16 protein-coding genes and 1 pseudogene are annotated in these 13,839 nt (G+C 72.6%); 3 read left to right on the top strand and 14 right to left on the bottom strand.

The genetic code is table 11. The features are described from left to right. Positions 1-122: 122 nt before the first annotated feature. The 12 genes from ACETK8_RS14675 to ACETK8_RS14620 are packed head-to-tail and all read right to left on the bottom strand — an operon-like array spanning position 123 to position 10,216. On the bottom strand, positions 123-578 hold the full coding sequence (locus ACETK8_RS14675) for a helix-turn-helix transcriptional regulator (RefSeq protein WP_374036574.1): 456 nt from the start codon (positions 576-578) through the stop codon (positions 123-125). Further along, positions 575-859, bottom strand: a complete 285-nt coding sequence (locus ACETK8_RS14670; RefSeq protein WP_374036573.1) for a hypothetical protein — start codon at positions 857-859, stop codon at positions 575-577. The genes ACETK8_RS14675 and ACETK8_RS14670 overlap by 4 nt, the downstream gene beginning before the upstream one ends. After that, a complete protein-coding gene (locus tag ACETK8_RS14665; protein WP_374036572.1) occupies positions 856-1,515 on the bottom strand; it encodes a lytic transglycosylase domain-containing protein in 660 nt (219 codons plus the stop codon). Before ACETK8_RS14665 ends, ACETK8_RS14670 begins: the two co-directional genes overlap by 4 nt. Next, positions 1,509-2,066 carry a S26 family signal peptidase gene (locus ACETK8_RS14660; RefSeq protein ID WP_374036571.1) on the bottom strand — a complete coding sequence of 186 codons (558 nt, stop codon included), beginning with the start codon at positions 2,064-2,066 and terminating at the stop codon, positions 1,509-1,511. The genes ACETK8_RS14665 and ACETK8_RS14660 overlap by 7 nt, the downstream gene beginning before the upstream one ends. Next, on the bottom strand, positions 2,063-3,259 hold the full coding sequence (locus ACETK8_RS14655; RefSeq protein WP_374036570.1) for a TrbI/VirB10 family protein: 1,197 nt from the start codon (positions 3,257-3,259) through the stop codon (positions 2,063-2,065). Before ACETK8_RS14655 ends, ACETK8_RS14660 begins: the two co-directional genes overlap by 4 nt. Positions 3,260-3,271: 12 nt before the next feature. After that, positions 3,272-4,345: a TrbG/VirB9 family P-type conjugative transfer protein gene (locus ACETK8_RS14650; protein ID WP_374036569.1), complete on the bottom strand. Its 1,074-nt coding sequence runs from the start codon at positions 4,343-4,345 to the stop codon at positions 3,272-3,274. Further along, positions 4,324-5,007, bottom strand: a complete 684-nt coding sequence (gene trbF, locus ACETK8_RS14645) for a conjugal transfer protein TrbF (protein WP_374036568.1) — start codon at positions 5,005-5,007, stop codon at positions 4,324-4,326. Before trbF ends, ACETK8_RS14650 begins: the two co-directional genes overlap by 22 nt. Further along, the gene (trbL, locus tag ACETK8_RS14640; protein ID WP_374036567.1) at positions 5,007-6,428 is read right to left on the bottom strand and encodes a P-type conjugative transfer protein TrbL; all 1,422 of its coding nucleotides are present in this window, start codon (positions 6,426-6,428) and stop codon (positions 5,007-5,009) included. The genes trbF and trbL overlap by 1 nt, the downstream gene beginning before the upstream one ends. A 12-nt stretch (positions 6,429-6,440) precedes the next feature. Beyond that, the gene (locus ACETK8_RS14635; RefSeq protein WP_374036566.1) at positions 6,441-7,244 is read right to left on the bottom strand and encodes a conjugal transfer protein TrbJ; all 804 of its coding nucleotides are present in this window, start codon (positions 7,242-7,244) and stop codon (positions 6,441-6,443) included. Further along, complete coding sequence (gene trbE, locus ACETK8_RS14630; protein WP_374036565.1) at positions 7,180-9,618, bottom strand: conjugal transfer protein TrbE; 2,439 nt, start codon at positions 9,616-9,618, stop codon at positions 7,180-7,182. Before trbE ends, ACETK8_RS14635 begins: the two co-directional genes overlap by 65 nt. Positions 9,619-9,626: 8 nt before the next feature. Then, positions 9,627-9,896 (bottom strand): VirB3 family type IV secretion system protein, encoded by a 270-nt coding sequence (locus ACETK8_RS14625; RefSeq protein WP_374036564.1) that lies wholly within the window; start codon positions 9,894-9,896, stop codon positions 9,627-9,629. Beyond that, a complete protein-coding gene (locus ACETK8_RS14620; RefSeq protein WP_374036563.1) occupies positions 9,893-10,216 on the bottom strand; it encodes a TrbC/VirB2 family protein in 324 nt (107 codons plus the stop codon). The genes ACETK8_RS14625 and ACETK8_RS14620 overlap by 4 nt, the downstream gene beginning before the upstream one ends. A 132-nt stretch (positions 10,217-10,348) precedes the next feature. Here ACETK8_RS14620 and ACETK8_RS14615 point away from each other — a divergent pair. The 3 genes and pseudogenes from ACETK8_RS14615 to ACETK8_RS14605 all read left to right on the top strand — a co-directional run. Continuing rightward, positions 10,349-10,621: pseudogene (locus ACETK8_RS14615) on the top strand (hypothetical protein); the annotation flags it as partial. Between the two features lie 142 nt (positions 10,622-10,763). Further along, positions 10,764-10,832, top strand: coding sequence for an excalibur calcium-binding domain-containing protein (locus ACETK8_RS14610; protein WP_374039410.1), 69 nt, complete (start codon positions 10,764-10,766; stop codon positions 10,830-10,832). A gap of 207 nt (positions 10,833-11,039) precedes the next feature. Continuing rightward, complete coding sequence (locus ACETK8_RS14605) at positions 11,040-11,354, top strand: hypothetical protein (RefSeq protein WP_374036562.1); 315 nt, start codon at positions 11,040-11,042, stop codon at positions 11,352-11,354. 146 nt (positions 11,355-11,500) lie between these two features. Here ACETK8_RS14605 and istB read toward each other — a convergent pair whose 3' ends face one another. Beyond that, positions 11,501-12,229: an IS21-like element helper ATPase IstB gene (gene istB, locus ACETK8_RS14600; RefSeq protein WP_128115569.1), complete on the bottom strand. Its 729-nt coding sequence runs from the start codon at positions 12,227-12,229 to the stop codon at positions 11,501-11,503. Continuing rightward, positions 12,216-13,727, bottom strand: a complete 1,512-nt coding sequence (gene istA / locus ACETK8_RS14595; protein WP_374036561.1) for an IS21 family transposase — start codon at positions 13,725-13,727, stop codon at positions 12,216-12,218. Before istA ends, istB begins: the two co-directional genes overlap by 14 nt. Positions 13,728-13,839: the final 112 nt, after the last annotated feature.

The following is a 13,839-nucleotide window of genomic DNA, read 5'->3' as shown; positions in this document are numbered from 1 at the left end:
TCTGGGCAAGAGCGGGCAGTCCAAGGTTGTCTCAAGGCCCGGCGGGCGCCAAGCGCGATCTGGTGCCGCAGGGGACCGCTTTCCGTCGCGGCGCGACCGCCGGTGCGACCGCGCCTTTGCCCTCAGAAGTCGAACACGGTCTGGTCTGGGTTGCCAGGCCGGGCCCGGCTCTTCTTTCGGGCCTTGAGAGTGGGTGGCGACACGCTCTTCGCCAGAGGCCCAACCGGCGAGTCGATGCGCTCCGGGCTGCGGTCGATAGGTCGGGGCGGCGCGGCGGCGGGGGGCGTCGTGGCCTTGGAGACACGAGGGAAGGGGGCCGGCTTGGTCTGAGGGTCCACGGAGGCACGCCGGGGCTTGCGCTCCCGCTCGGTGGTCCGCCAGCGCTTCCAGGCGGCGATCTCCACCTCGCTGTAGCCGACCCGACCCGGTGACAGCCGGTAGGGGGCGGGGAACTGGCCCGCGCGCTGTAGCCGCCAGGCCGTGGTGCGCGACAGGCCCGCGGTCCGGTGCACCTCGCGCCAGGGCAGGAAACGGCCCGCGCCCGCCTCGGCCTCCAGGAAATCGACCCAGTCGCTCATGGCGAGCTCCAGACCGAGCGGCGACGGCCGGGACGGGGGCGCTCGCGCTGGGTCTCGGCCCAGGCGCGCAACAGATCCCGGCGGTAGAAGGCCCGGTTGCGGATGCGTTCGCAGGGCGGGGCGTCGGCCCCGACGCACAGGGCGCGGGCCAGGGTCGAGGGCTTCATCCGCACCCCGAAGCGCCGCAGATAGGTCGAGGCTTCGGCGCGGGTCAGCCAGTCCTCGTCGCGCTCCTCGCCTCCGGGAACGGTGACGGTGTCGGACGGGATCGGGCCGGTCACGAGGGGCCTCCGGTGCCCCGGCAGTCGCGGGCGCTCCGCACGGTCCGGCCGGCGGAGAGGGCGAGATAGCAGTCGATGACCTGGGCCACGTAGGCCCGGGTCTCGGGGATGTCGGGGACGCGGCCGAGGCGGGCGACGCGGGTGGGGCCGCTATTGTAGGCGGCGAGCGCCAGGCGCAGGTCGCCGAACCGGACGATCTGGCGCGCCAGATACTCCGCCCCGCCGCCGAGGTTGGCGACGGGATCGAACCGGTCCGCCACCCCCAGTTCGACGGCGGTGGCCGGCATCAGCTGGGTCAGGCCGCAGGCCCCGACGGGGGAGCAGGCGGTCGGACGATAGCCGCTCTCCACGAGGACGAGGGAATGCAAAAGCTTGGGATCCAGCCCGTGCCGGTCCGCGGCCGCCCCGATCGCCTCCCGGTAGGGTTGGGACAGGGGCTCCAGCCGCGCCGGGGGTCTCGGCACGGCCGGTGCGGCGGATCCATCCCCTGCGAGGGGGGCAGCTGTGGGCGGAGCCGACGGCGCGCCGGGCGCGGCCGGGAAGAGGCCGCCGCCGGCTGCCCGCCAGTCCACGGTGGGATCGGGCGGGTTCAGCGGCACGGAGGCACCGGCGGGGTCCAGAGAGAGGAAGATCGCCAGGGCAGCGCGGCCTACCATGTCAGGACGGCCCGGTAGGGCCCCTCCAGGGTCTCTCGCCGGACCGGCCCGAAATACCGGCCGTCGTAGCTGCCGGACGTGTCGCCGAGCAGCAGGACCTCGCCGGGGCCGAGGCGTCTGCAGCCGGTCCAGCGCGAGAGGGGCCGGCCGAGCCCGTCGCGCGCCAGGACCGGCACGCTGCGGCCCGGGACCTCGAGGCGGGAGGGTAAGGCGCAGACCCGCTCGCCCGGAGCCGCCGCGACCCGTTTGAGCAGGCGAGCGTCTGCGGGCGCGCCCAGGGTCGCCAGATAGGCCCGGCCGGTCGCCGGTAGCGTCACGGCCACCACGGCGCCGGGGGCCAGGTCCGACCCGGGCCCGCGGACATAGAGGCCGGGCGGCAGGCTGGGGCTCTCATTGATCAGCCAGGGCCTCGGCCCTTCGGGGGCGAGGGCGGCTAGGAGGGCGAGGGGGACGAGGCCGGCCAGGACGGCCGATCCGCGAGGGAGGCGGGGGACGGCCCCGGCGCGCGAGGGGACCTGGCGGTGAGGGGGTTCGGAGGCGGGACGGGTCATGGGCGGTAGGGCTCCAGGATCAGGTCGCGGGTGATCAGGACCCGCACAAGGGCACCGGGACGCAGGGTGATGGTGGGACGGACCTCCAGCTCGCGTTCGACCAGCCGGCCGCCGACCCGGGATCCCTCGATGGCGGCAGCGTCTCCGGCGTCGCTCCACAGGCTCCCCGAGCCGGGCTCGCGATCACGGGCGATCGTGCCCAGGGTGGTGACAGCCGCGCCGAACAGGGTGGCGGTGACCAGGGCCCCAAGCCGGCGATCGACCCGGCCCTCGAGCCCGACCGCGCCCTGGGCGTCCACCCCGGCCTCCTCGTCCAGAACCAGGCTGTTGCCGTTGGGCAGGATCAGCCGCTCCCAGACAAGGAAGGCGCGCCGGTCCCCGTAGCGGCTCTCGCCCTCGTGGCGACCGATCAGCCGGGTGCCCTGGGGGATGAGCAGGTGACGCCCCGAGACGGTGTCATAGGCGGGGGCGGTGACCACGGCCACGACGGGCCCCGGGCGGCCGGTATCGATGGCGGTCAGCAGGGCGGCGGGCAGGAGCGCCCCGGCCTTGAGCTCGAAGGGGCTGAGCGGAGCCTCCAGGCCGTGGGGGTTGTAGGTCTCCGGACGCGGGGCCGGACCCGGCGCAGGGGCGGTCGGGGACGACGCGGGGGCGTCGCCGGTCCCAGCTCCGGTGGATCCCATACGGGGCTCGAAGAAGAGGTCCGAGCGTCGGGCCTCGGCGGTGGGATCGACCGCATCGACGCCGGGCGACCGGATCGGGCCGGCCGCGCCCTGGGCACCATAGTCCGGGCTTGAGACCCGGGTCGGCGGGGTCCGGACGGACTCGGCCGGGAGAGCGTCGTCCTCTCCGGGGCCGCGCGGCGGCGGAAGCCGGTCGAGCGACCCGTAGGAGGCGGGTCCGTCCGTGATGGCCTCCGAGGGCCGGACGGGTTGCTCGGGTCCCTCCGAGGCCTGTTCGCGATCGCGCCCCCGCGCCTCGGCGCGGAGCTCGGGCTGGATGACGAAGGCCCAGGCGAAGGCGCCGGCCAGAAGGGCCGCAGCCGACAGGACCGCCAGGGCGACGACCGAGCGCCGGACGCGGACGGCGGACGGGCGCGGCGCGCGGGTCTCGAGCGGCGGGGGCGCGACCTTGGGCGCAGCGGCGGCTGCCGCGGCGGGGAACGAGGACGTCGATGGAGGGGGGACGGTCATGGCGGTCTCCGGTCAGGGACGGCGGCGTTCGATGCGGACGATCCGGGCCCTGCGGTCGCCGAGCCGCAGTTCGGCCCGGTCCAGCACCCGGTCGACGACCCAAAGCCCGCCCTGCTGGCGATAGGCGAGGGTCTGGAGAGACCCGTCGGAGCCCAGGGCGAACAGGGCGGGGGCCTCGGCGGTCTCCAGGCCGTCGGGGAACCTCAGGAAGGTGCGCACCCCGTCGGTCAGGACGGCGGTGGGCGTCCAGGCCGGGGCGCGGCCGCGCGGGGCGATCCGGTAGCCGGCGTCGATCGGACCCACGGGACCGACCAGGTCCGGGCCCGGGACCGGGGGCGCGGCCGGCGTCGGGACCGCGAGGGGGAAGGGATTGGCGGCGTCGGCTGTGGACGGGGCGGTCTCGTCCCAGGCGACGGCGGGCTGGAAGGCTTCGGCCGGGCCGCTGGACAGCTGGACCAGATAGAGGCCGCGCGAGGTGGTGATGACCAAATTGGTCTGAAGTCCCCGTTCGAACGGCTTGACCAGCACATGGGCGCGGCGGGCCGGGCCCGTGCCGGAATGGGTCTCGCCGATCTGCCAGCGCACCGTGTCCCCGGCCGCGGTCGCCACCACGGTCTCGCCGGGCGCGAGGGTGAGCAGGGTCACCCGCAGGGGCGTGGTGCGGACCGGATAGACCCGGCCCGGTGCCCGGGCGAAGACCTGGACGCCGCCGACCATCCGGTCGAACGCCTCGGCCGCGAGGGTGGGGTCCCCACGCAGAGGGGGCTCGGTGCTCGGCGCCGGGTTGTCCGGCGTCTGCTCGCCGGGGACCCCGGGCGGCGGGGCGTCGTGTGCGGTCGGCACCGTCGTGCCCGGGTCCGGCTCCGCCTCCGCGGCCGAGGCCGCCTCCAGATAGGGACGCTCGGTCGGGGACCGGGGCGCGAGCGCGATCGGCGGGGGCGTAGAGGCCGCAGCCGCGGCGACCATCAGGGCTTCGGGGACCGGAGGCGCGAGGGGCGCGGACGTCTCGCCGATCCGGCCGAGCGCGGCGCAGGCCGAGAGCGACAGGGCCAGGGCGGCGGGGATCAGGAGGCGTCGGGGGTCCATGATACGTCCTCGATGCGGATGCCGAGCGGATTGCGGATCAGGGCCTGCTCGGTCCTGGGGGGCTGGAGGCGGAAGGTGATCAGGGCGCGCCAGCGGGTCTCTCCCGCGGCCTGGCCGTTGACGAACCGGGTCTCGCGCCACTGCAGGTCGTAGGTGCGATCAGTGCGGCGCACGACATTGAGAATCTGGACGCTGACCGCCTCGCGCCCGATCTCGGCGAAGGGGTCTCGCGCCTGGGCCTGGGCATTGAGGAAGGCGGCCCCCTTGGGCGCGACCAGATCGTAGGCCTCAAGCCAGTTCTGGCGGATGACGACCGGATCGACGGATTTGGAGCGGACGTCGTGGATCCATTCGGCCAGGGCGTGGGCCGTCTGGGCCTCCGTCGGCTCATAGCGGCCGTCGAGCGCCGTGATCCTCTGGGTCTGGCCCCAGTCGGAGACCTCGACCACGAAGGGGCGGACCTCGGCCCGGCTTGCCTGATGACCCCAGCCGGCGGCGAGACCTGCGGCGAGCAGCAGGTTGGCGAAGGCGATGCGCCGCCAATTGCGGGCATGGGCGAGCGACAGGCCCATCCGCTCGTCCCAGACCTGTCCGGCCCTATGGTAGGGGGTGGAGGCGGGAGCCGAGGGGAGCGGGCGTTTGGGTCGAAAGAAGGGGTGCATCAGCGATCCTCCGTCTTGAGCTGGAGCGACAGCGAGCCGCTGGTCTCGCCCGCCGGAAACAGCGACCGGCCGGTATTGGCCGCGACATAGGTCTGGAAGGCCGCCGATCGGCCGCGGCCGGTACCAGCGGGCGGTGGGGACGATCCAGGGCCGGCACGGGCCGCGGCGTGGAAGTCCCGCCGCGCCGCCTCGGCCTCGGCCGCGATCCGGTCCGGGGGACGGCCTGCGGTCTGGCCTGGGGCGAGCGGGGCACCAGCAGTGTCTTTTTCGCCGACGCCGGTGGGCGCGCCGTCGGGCGGGCGAGCCGCACCGGGGTCGTGGGCGGCGGGGCCCGAAGGGGGCGTGCGGGGGCCCCCGGAGCCCTCGGCTCTCGGAGGAGCCGATCCCGGCGTTCCGCCCGGGGTGGAGCCGGGACCCGAAGGACCGAAGGGCCCGTGTCCGCGAGCGCCCGTCCCGCCACCCCGGGCGGGCGGACCCCCGGCGGCGGCGCGCGCCGATCCGGACAGGCGGGCGGCGGCTCCGGCGGTGGCCGCTCCCGCCCCGGCGACGGCGGCTCCGGCGAGGGTGCCCGCCCCGGCCACGGCCAGGGCACCTGTGACGGCAGCCCCGGCCCCCAGGGCCGGCCCCCCGGTGACCAGGGCGGCGGCGAGGTTGGGGATGAAGATGGCCAGCATGGCCAGGAGCAGGGCCGCCACCAGAATGGCCAGGGCCTCGTGCATGTCGGGATTGGCCGAGGGCTGGAGCTGGTCGAACACCGCGCTCGCCCCCGAGACCACGATGGCGAGCGCCAGGACCTTCAGGCCCGAGGCCACCACATAGCCCAGCGGCCGTTCGGCCAGGAAGGCGGACTTGGACCAGATCCCGAACGGCAGAAGGACGAAGCCGCCCAGGGTGACGATCTTGAACTCCAGCAGGGTGACGATGATCTGCAGCGCCAGGACGGCGAAGGCGAGAAGAATGCCGATCATGGCCAGGCCCAGGATCAGGGCGTCGACCAGATTGCCGGCCACATCCAGCGGATTGGCGACGGGAGCGGGGGTCTCGCCCAGCGCCCGCACGATCTCCCAGCCGGTGTGGAGCACCGCGCCCGGATTGAGGAAGTCGGCGCGCGACAGCGACCCGCCCCCGGCGGCCAGCCCGAGGTCGACGAAGCCGGCCTGTATGGTCTCGGACAGGCCCTGCCAGTCGTTGATCAGATAGGCGAAGGCACCGATCAGCAGAACCTTGCCGAAGCCCGCTGCCAGGAGGTCGCGGTTGGCCGAGAGTGCCCACTGGATCCCGGTCAGGGCCACCACCAGGGTGATCATCAGGCCGAAGATGCCGTTGACCGGAGCCTGAAGCGCCTCGAACCCGGCCGAGACGGTGTCGGAAAACACCACCATCAGCTCATTGGGTGTGTCCATGCTGGCGGTCGCGGCCATGGCGGGTGGTCCTCAGTTCCGCGCGCGGGCGTAGGGATCGAAACCGGGCGCGGGCGGGGCGGTCGTCGTCCGGCCCCAGAAGCCGCGGCGGGCCTCGGCGGCGGCGGCGCGCTCGGTGGCCTGGCGGGCGCTGACCTCGGCCATCAGCCGGCTCTGGGCGGTCAGGGCCGTGCGGATGGAGCCGAGCTCCTCGGCCAGGACCGCCAGGACCTGGGTCGAGGACTGGATGGCGGCGGTCTGGCCCTGGGCCTGTTCGGAGGCGGTGACCGCCCCGGCCAGCCGGCTGTTGCGGGCCGCCGCCAGACGCTCGAGTTCGGCGGCGGTGCGGGCGAGGTCGCGAGCGGTCTCGCCGGCTGTGGCGGTGCGCGCCGCCGCCTGGGCCAGGGCCTGATCCGGGGTGAGCCCCTCGACCGCCGTCGGATAGAGGCTCTCGAACTGGCGCTCGAGGGCGGCGACGTCGCCCGCCACGCCACGCGCGGCCTGGGCCAGGGCCGCCAGATCGCCGAGCGCCTCGCCGGTCTCTCCGAGATGGCTGTAGGGCGAGGCGGCGATCGCCCGGGCCTGGTTCAGAAGCATCTGGGCCTCATTGGTCAGGCTCTGGGCCTGGCGCGCGGCCTGGAGCGCGTTCTCCACATGGTTTCTGGGGTCGAACACCACCTGCTGGGCCTGGACCGGGGCGGTCGCGGCGCAGGCGGCCACGGCCAGGACGAACAGGGCGGCGGCGATCCGGCGCGCGAGGGGCCGCAGGCGGTCAGGCCGTGGCGGGCTCGTGTGAGGGCTCGGGGGCGTCGAAGGCGTCGAAGACAGGGTCGACATGGGACAGTCCTTTGGCTGTGAGAAAGGCGCGGGCGAATCCGGCGGGGCCGACCCGGGCCAGGGTCTGGTCGATCAGGGCCTGGTCCTCGGGCGACGAGGCTCCGCAAAGCGCCAGGGCGGCGCCGGTGAGGCGCAGGTCGAACAGCCGCCGTCCAAGGGGCTGGCGCCAGTAGTAGGCGCGCTTGGGCGTGGCGAAGGCGAGGAGCTCGAGCTGGCGGCGGTTGAGGCCGAAGCCCCGGTAGTGGGCCGCCGAGGTCGGCTCCAGGGCCCGGGGATTGGGCAGGAAGACCTGGGTGGGACAGCTCTCGATCAGACTGGGCGCAATGGTCGAGGCCGCCACATCGTCCAGCGACTGGGTGGCGAAGACGACCGCCACCCGCTTCTTGCGCAGGGTCTTTAACCAATCGCGGATCTTAGCGGCGAACTGGCCGTGGTCGAGCATCAACCAGGCCTCGTCGAGCACCAGCAGGGTCGGGGTGCCGTCGAAGGTCCGTTCCAGCCGGTGGAACAGGGCCGCCAGAACCGGGCCGGCCGCGGCGGGGGTGGCCATCAGGGTCTCCAGCTCAAAGGTGTCGAAGCGGCTGGGCGACAGGGTCTCGGCGGCACCGTCCAGGAGAGAGCCGTGGGAGCCCTTGAGGGTGAAGGGCTCCAGCGCCCCGGCGATTGCCGGATCCTGCAGCAGGGCCGAGAACACCGTCAGGGTGCGCTGGGCGGGCGGACCGTCAGCCAGGGCCGCGAGCGCCGACCAGACCTCCTCGCGCTGACGGGGATCGGGGGCGAGGCCGGCGGCGCGGGCGAGATCGGCGATCCAGTCGGCGGCCCAGGCCCTTTCGGCGGGGTCGTCGATCGCGGCCAGGGGCTGGAGCGCCAGGTCGCCGCCGGGCTCCAGAGCCCGCCAGGTCCCGCCGACGGCGAGGGTGGCGGCCCGGGCCGAACGGCCCTTGTCGAAGAAGACCACCCGGGCCCCGGGATAGCGGAACCACTGCAGGGCAAGGAAGGCCAGGAGCGCCGACTTGCCCGAGCCCGTCGGCCCCACCACCATGGCGTGACCGACGTCGCCGACGTGGAGCGCGAGGCGGAAGGGGGTGGCCCCTTGGGTGCGCGCCACCGCTAGGGGCGGGCCGTCCAGACCCGGGTCGCGGTCGGGCCCGGCCCAGACCGCCGAGACCGGCAGGAGGTCGCCGAGGTTGAGGGTGGAGACCAGGGGGCGGCGAACGTCGGCATAGGGCTCGCCCGGCAGGGCCCCGAGCCAGGCCTCCACGGCGTTGAGCTTCTCCTCGCGGGCGACCAGGCCCTGGGCGTTCAGCGCCGCTTCCACGGCCCGCACCCGGGCGGCGCAGACCTCCGGATCGGGATCGCGGAGCGTCACCGTCATCGTCAGGAACCCATAGGCGCAGGCGTCCGAGCCCAGGGCCTCCAGCGCCCCGTCGCACTGTTCGGCCTTGGCCGTGGCGTCGGTGTCGAGGAGCGGCACCTCCTCGCGGGTGATGGCTTCGCGCAGAAGGGTGCCGACCCCCTTGCGCTTGGCGAACCAGCGCTTCCTCAGCCGCACGATCTCGCGCTCGGCCGAGGCCTTGTCGAGCGCGATCCAGCGCGTGGTCCAGCGATAGGGGAAGGGCAGGCTGGACAGGCTGTCGAGCAGGCCCGGCCGGGTCGCCGAGGGCAGGCCCCGCACCGAGACGAGGCGCAGGGCCTCGGAGCCCAGCCGCGGCGCGACCCCGGCGGTCAGGGGGGTGTCGGACAGAAGCGCGTCCAGGAACATGGGAGTCTCGGGCGGGTGGACCGGATGGGGGGCGTCGGAGACCGTGGCGTGGAGCCAGGTCAGCAGAGCCGGATCGTCCAGCCGCTCGACCTCGGGCAGGGCGTCGCCGAGGAGGTCGATGAGGGCCGCGACCTCGCGCTCGAACAGGGCGAGGGCGGCGCGCCAGTCGGCCCCCGTCCGGGCGAGGCCGTCGAACAGCCAGCGCTCGACCTGGCGGGTCTCATCGGCGGGGGGCAGCCAGGTCAGGGCGAGGCGGTAGTCGGTCTCGAAGGCGGGGTCCGAGCCCTCGAACAGGGCGCGGCGCTCGGCGTCGACCAGCCAGGCGGCGGGGAGGTCGGGACCCTGGTCGGGATAGGGGCGGGCCGGGCGGCGCTCGGCCTCCATATGCAGGCACCAGCCGGTGCCGAGCCGGCGCAGCCCATTGTTGAGCCGGGCCCGGACGGCCATCAGCTCCTCCTCGGTGGAGGATTCCAGGTCCGGACCCCGGAAGCGGACGGCGGCCAGGAAGGAGCCGTCCTTGTTGAGGACGACGCCGGGCGCGACCAGGGCGGCCCAGGGCAGGTGGTCCGACAGGGCGGCGGGGCGGCGGCGGTGTTCGTCGAGGAAGCGCATGGCCGGTCTCAGGCGTCCAGATGGGCCGGGCGCGCGAGATGGCGGCGCGCCACCTCGAAGATCTGGGGGTCGGAGCGGGCCGCCCAGACGCCCAGTCCGTGGGCAAGGGCCCACCAGGCCAGGCCGAGCCAGGGCAGCCGAAGGGCGAGGCCCAGCATCAGGGCGATGGTGCCCATGAGGATGGCGTAGTCGCGCGGCAGGCCGCCGAGGAGGACCGGGGTGGCGAGCGCCTGGGCGACCGGCAGGTCATAGCCCTCGGGGCGGGGCTCGGCGCTCATGACGCGATCTCCGCCCCGCCGGCGAAGCCGAAGAAGTCCAGGAAGAAGGTGCCGGCGGCAAAGGCGATGGACAGGCCGAACAGGATGCCCAGGCCCCGTCGCATGGACGAGCCGTTCTCGCTCATGGCGATCCCGGCCCCGAACACCACGACCGCGACCACGGCGGCGGCCTGGACCACGGGTCCGGTCACGGACTCCACGATCTGTTGCAGGGGGCCTTCCCAGGGCATGCCCGAACCGCCCGCCAGGGCGGCGGTGGCCGAGAGGAGGGCGCAAGGGACCAGCGCGGCCGAAAGGCCGCGGAGACGTCTCCGGTTCATCGGTGTGATCCTTGGTTCAGGCGCGGTCAGGTCCAGCGCCGACTCAAGGCAAGCAAACAAGATCGATGTTTGTCAACAGTGTTTTGAAAGTAAAAGAATACGACTTGTCCAAGAGTTGCTGACGACTTGTTTGTGAGTTGCCGACGACTTGTTTGTGAGTTGCCGACGACTTGCGGACGACTTGCGAGTTGTCGCAAGTCGTCGAAGACTTGCGGAGCGCCCTGTTCTGAGTCGTGGCGGTCGAGAAGGCTTGCAATCTCAAGGACCTGTCGGGCAGGGTGCGCCACCACAGAGGGAGGCGAAAATGTGGCGAGGGGCGGGCCTGGCTCTGGGCGTCATGCTGATGCCGCTTTCCGGCCCGGTCGCGGCCATCCAGGCGGGCTGAACGCCGAAGGCTGCCACACCAACCGCAGGACCGGGGATTATCACTGTCACCGGTCCAGGGGGGGCAGCCGAGAGGCCCCGGACCCCGCCCCGGATCCAGGGTCTGGCCGGTCAGAGAGCCTGGGCCAACTGCAGCGCCGCGAGGGCCGCGGGCGCCGCGCCGGTGCGTCGGAGCGATCCCGGGTACGGGCCGCATCTGGACCGGGACAATGACGGCGTCGGCTGCGAATAGGGACGGCTCGAACCGTTGGCGGTCGACCGGGCGTGACCGCGCGACGGGATGGCGGTCGCAGTGCGGCCGACGCTGGCCAGGTCCGCACGCGATCTCGACGCGCGTGATGGGCGCCAGACGCGGGCTGTCGCTCTCGCGGTTTCTGGTCCGGCTCCCCCGCAGCTGAAGCCGCGCAGACGCATGTCTCGAGGGCTAGAGCGACTGGATATGGGGCCGCAGCACGTCGGCTGTTTCGATCAGTCCTGCGGCCTCCATATCGAGCAGCAACGTCTCGGGGGTCTTTTCCGGGCGTCGCAGGCGTTCCCGCATCGTACGGACGGCGGCGATGGCGCGCCCAGGGTCCAGGGCGATGGTGTCGGCGATGAAGGCATCCGTGCTGCGAACCTCGAGGTTCAGAGGTGCGAGGATCGCTTCGGGGAAGTCCCGGAGATTGTCGGTGACGATGACGGCGGCCTGGGTCTTGAGCGCTGCGGCGACGACATGGGCATCGTCAGGGTCCGGCAGGTGTCAATCGGCGTCTAAAAGGGACCCCCTATCGGCGTGCAATAGGGACCCCCTTTTGAGGTTCGGGATGGACGTCACGAGCGCACCGCTTGCGAGGGTTGGGGCGTAGGGAGGGCGTAGCCCGACCGGAGGCTCAACCCTCGCTTGGCGTTCTTTTGGTGGGGTCAGCTGCGGTGCTTGAAGCGCCAGCTGTCGTTGCCGGTCTCGACGATGTCGCAGTGGTGGGTGATGCGGTCGAGCAGGGCCGTCGTCATCTTGGGATCGCCGAACACGGTCGGCCATTCGCCGAAGGCGAGGTTGGTCGTGACGATCACCGAGGTCCGTTCGTAGAGCTTGCTGATCAGGTGGAACAGCAACTGGCCGCCGGAGCGTGCGAACGGCAGGTAGCCGAGCTCGTCGAGGACCACGACGTCGAGGCGGCAGAGGTGAGCAGCCAGCGCACCGGCCTTGCCCAGGCGGGTCTCCTCCTCGAGGCGGTTCACCAGGTCGACGGTGTTGAAGTAGCGGCCACGCGCCCCGGCGCGCACGACGTTGGTGATGATGGCGGTGGCCAGGTGGGTCTTGCCCGTGCCTGTCCCGCCGACCAGCACGATGTTGCGCCGGTTCGCCAGGAAGGCGCCGCTGTGCAGCGAGCGCACCAGCCCCTCGTTGATCGGCGTGTCGTCGAACACGAAGGCGTCCAGGTCCTTCACGGCCGGCAGCTTGGCTGCCGCCATCCGGTACCGGATGGAAGCCGCATGCCGGTGGGTCGTCTCGGCGCGGAGCAGGTCGGCGAGGATCTCCATGGTCGTGCGCTTGCGCTGCAGGCCGGTGGTGACCGCCTCGTCGAAGGCGCCGGCCATGCCCTTGAGGCCCAGGCCGGTCAGGGCCGCCATCATCTCATGCCGCTGCATGCAGGCCTCGCAGACTGTCGTAGCGGTCGCAGTCCGCCTGAGGCGGATGCCGCAGGGCAAGGTCATCCGACGTGACGATGCTCAGCGGCCGGGGCGGTTCGCGTCGGCGCGCCAGGATGTTGAGGATGACGTCGTCGCTCACGGTCCCGGCAGCGAGCGCCTCGCGCGCGGCGGCCTCGACCGGCTCCAGGCCGTCTTCCAGCACAGCCGCCAGAACCCGCACGAACCGGCGATCGGCTTCGTCACCCGCACCCAGCTTGCGCCTCAGGCGCGCCAGGGCGGGCGGTAGCTCCCAGTCCTGGAACGGCGCGCCATTGCGCAGGGCGCCGGGCTTGGTCGCCAGCACCGGCAGGTAATGCCATGGGTCATACAGGGTGCGGTCTCGACCGAAGAACCGGCGATGGTCGGCGACGACCTCACCCTCGCAACGCACGACGATCCGGTCGGCATAGGCGCGGACCTGCACCGTACGGCGTCCCGCTCTAGCCATCACCGAGTAGCGGTTGCGGTCGAAGCTGATCAGGCAGGTCCCGGTCACCGCGTGCTCGCTCTCGTGGAAGCCGTCGAACGGGCCCAGCATGGGCTGCAGCGCCGGGCGCTCGGCGGCCAGGGCCTGGGCGACCGTCAGCTCCTTCTGCTCGGGATGCTGGCGCAGCTCGCCCCAGCGACGGCATTCGGCCTCCAGCCAGCCGTTCAACTCCTCCAGGCTGGTGAAGCGCAGGCGCGGCTGGAAGAACCGTCCCCGCGCCGTCTGGACCTGGTGCTCGACCTGGCCCTTCTCCCAGCCCGCCGCCGGCGAGCAAGCCGTCGGCTCCACCATGTAGTGGCTCGCCATGACCAGGAAGCGCCGGTTGAACAGCCGGTCCTTGCCCGTGAACACAGTCGTCACCGCCGTCTTCATGTTGTCGTAGATCCCGCGCGTCGGCACCCCGCCGAAGAAGGCGAACGCCCGCGCATGCGCGTCGAACAGCATCTCCTGGGTCTCGCGCGGGTAGGCCCGAACATAGATCGCGCGTGACGCGCACAGTCGCATGTGCGCCACCTTCACCCGCATCGGCTTGCCCGCGATCTCCACGTCCTCGTGGCTCCAGTCGAACTGGTAGGCTTCGCCCGGCCTGAACATCAGCGGGATGAACGACGGTGCATCCGCCACGCCCCGGCGTCGCTTCAGCCGCCACCCCGCCGCGTAGCGCCGGACCGCGTCATACGACCCGTCGAACCCCTCGCGCACCAGTAGGTCATGGACCCGCGTCATCCGCAGCTTCTCGCGCCGCGGCCGCGCCTCGTCCTCTTCCAGCAGTTCATCGAGCCTGGCCTGGAACGGCCCCAGCCTTGGCAACGGCTGCACCGCCCGCCGATAGGCGAACTCCGCATCCGGCTCCCGGATCGCCTTGCGAACCACCTTGCGCGACAATCGAAGGTCACGCGCGATCGCCTTGATCGCCTTGCCGGACGCAAACTCGCGCCGGATCCTCAACACCGTCTCCAACACCAACATCCCGAACTCGCCGCCTGACATCCGCCAAGCCGCCACCGTTAGACCTCAGGAATGAGGGGTCCTTATTCGACGCCGATCACACCGCTAACGGGGTCCCTTTTCCACGCCGATC

This window comes from Brevundimonas staleyi, assembly GCF_041893865.1.
Lineage (GTDB): Bacteria > Pseudomonadota > Alphaproteobacteria > Caulobacterales > Caulobacteraceae > Brevundimonas > Brevundimonas staleyi.
The sequence above is the reverse complement of the archived record's forward strand: the minus strand, read 5'-3'. Positions and strand labels throughout refer to the sequence as shown.

Bases quoted from the DNA above. Each gene is read 5' to 3' on its own strand.
- trbL (WP_374036567.1), bottom strand. From the start codon at position 6,428: ATGGCCGCGACCGCCAGCATGGACACACCCAATGAGCTGATGGTGGTG.
- ACETK8_RS14675 (WP_374036574.1), bottom strand. From the start codon at position 578: ATGAGCGACTGGGTCGATTTCCTGGAGGCCGAGGCGGGCGCGGGCCGT.
- ACETK8_RS14655 (WP_374036570.1), bottom strand. From the start codon at position 3,259: ATGACCGTCCCCCCTCCATCGACGTCCTCGTTCCCCGCCGCGGCAGCC.
- ACETK8_RS14625 (WP_374036564.1), bottom strand. From the start codon at position 9,896: ATGAGCGCCGAGCCCCGCCCCGAGGGCTATGACCTGCCGGTCGCCCAG.
- ACETK8_RS14620 (WP_374036563.1), bottom strand. From the start codon at position 10,216: ATGAACCGGAGACGTCTCCGCGGCCTTTCGGCCGCGCTGGTCCCTTGC.
- trbE (WP_374036565.1), bottom strand. From the start codon at position 9,618: ATGCGCTTCCTCGACGAACACCGCCGCCGCCCCGCCGCCCTGTCGGAC.
- trbF (WP_374036568.1), bottom strand. From the start codon at position 5,007: ATGCACCCCTTCTTTCGACCCAAACGCCCGCTCCCCTCGGCTCCCGCC.
- istA (WP_374036561.1), bottom strand. From the start codon at position 13,727: ATGTTGGTGTTGGAGACGGTGTTGAGGATCCGGCGCGAGTTTGCGTCC.
- ACETK8_RS14665 (WP_374036572.1), bottom strand. From the start codon at position 1,515: ATGGTAGGCCGCGCTGCCCTGGCGATCTTCCTCTCTCTGGACCCCGCC.
- ACETK8_RS14660 (WP_374036571.1), bottom strand. From the start codon at position 2,066: ATGACCCGTCCCGCCTCCGAACCCCCTCACCGCCAGGTCCCCTCGCGC.
- ACETK8_RS14605 (WP_374036562.1), top strand. From the start codon at position 11,040: ATGGGGCCGCAGCACGTCGGCTGTTTCGATCAGTCCTGCGGCCTCCAT.
- istB (WP_128115569.1), bottom strand. From the start codon at position 12,229: ATGCAGCGGCATGAGATGATGGCGGCCCTGACCGGCCTGGGCCTCAAG.
- ACETK8_RS14650 (WP_374036569.1), bottom strand. From the start codon at position 4,345: ATGGACCCCCGACGCCTCCTGATCCCCGCCGCCCTGGCCCTGTCGCTC.
- ACETK8_RS14635 (WP_374036566.1), bottom strand. From the start codon at position 7,244: ATGTCGACCCTGTCTTCGACGCCTTCGACGCCCCCGAGCCCTCACACG.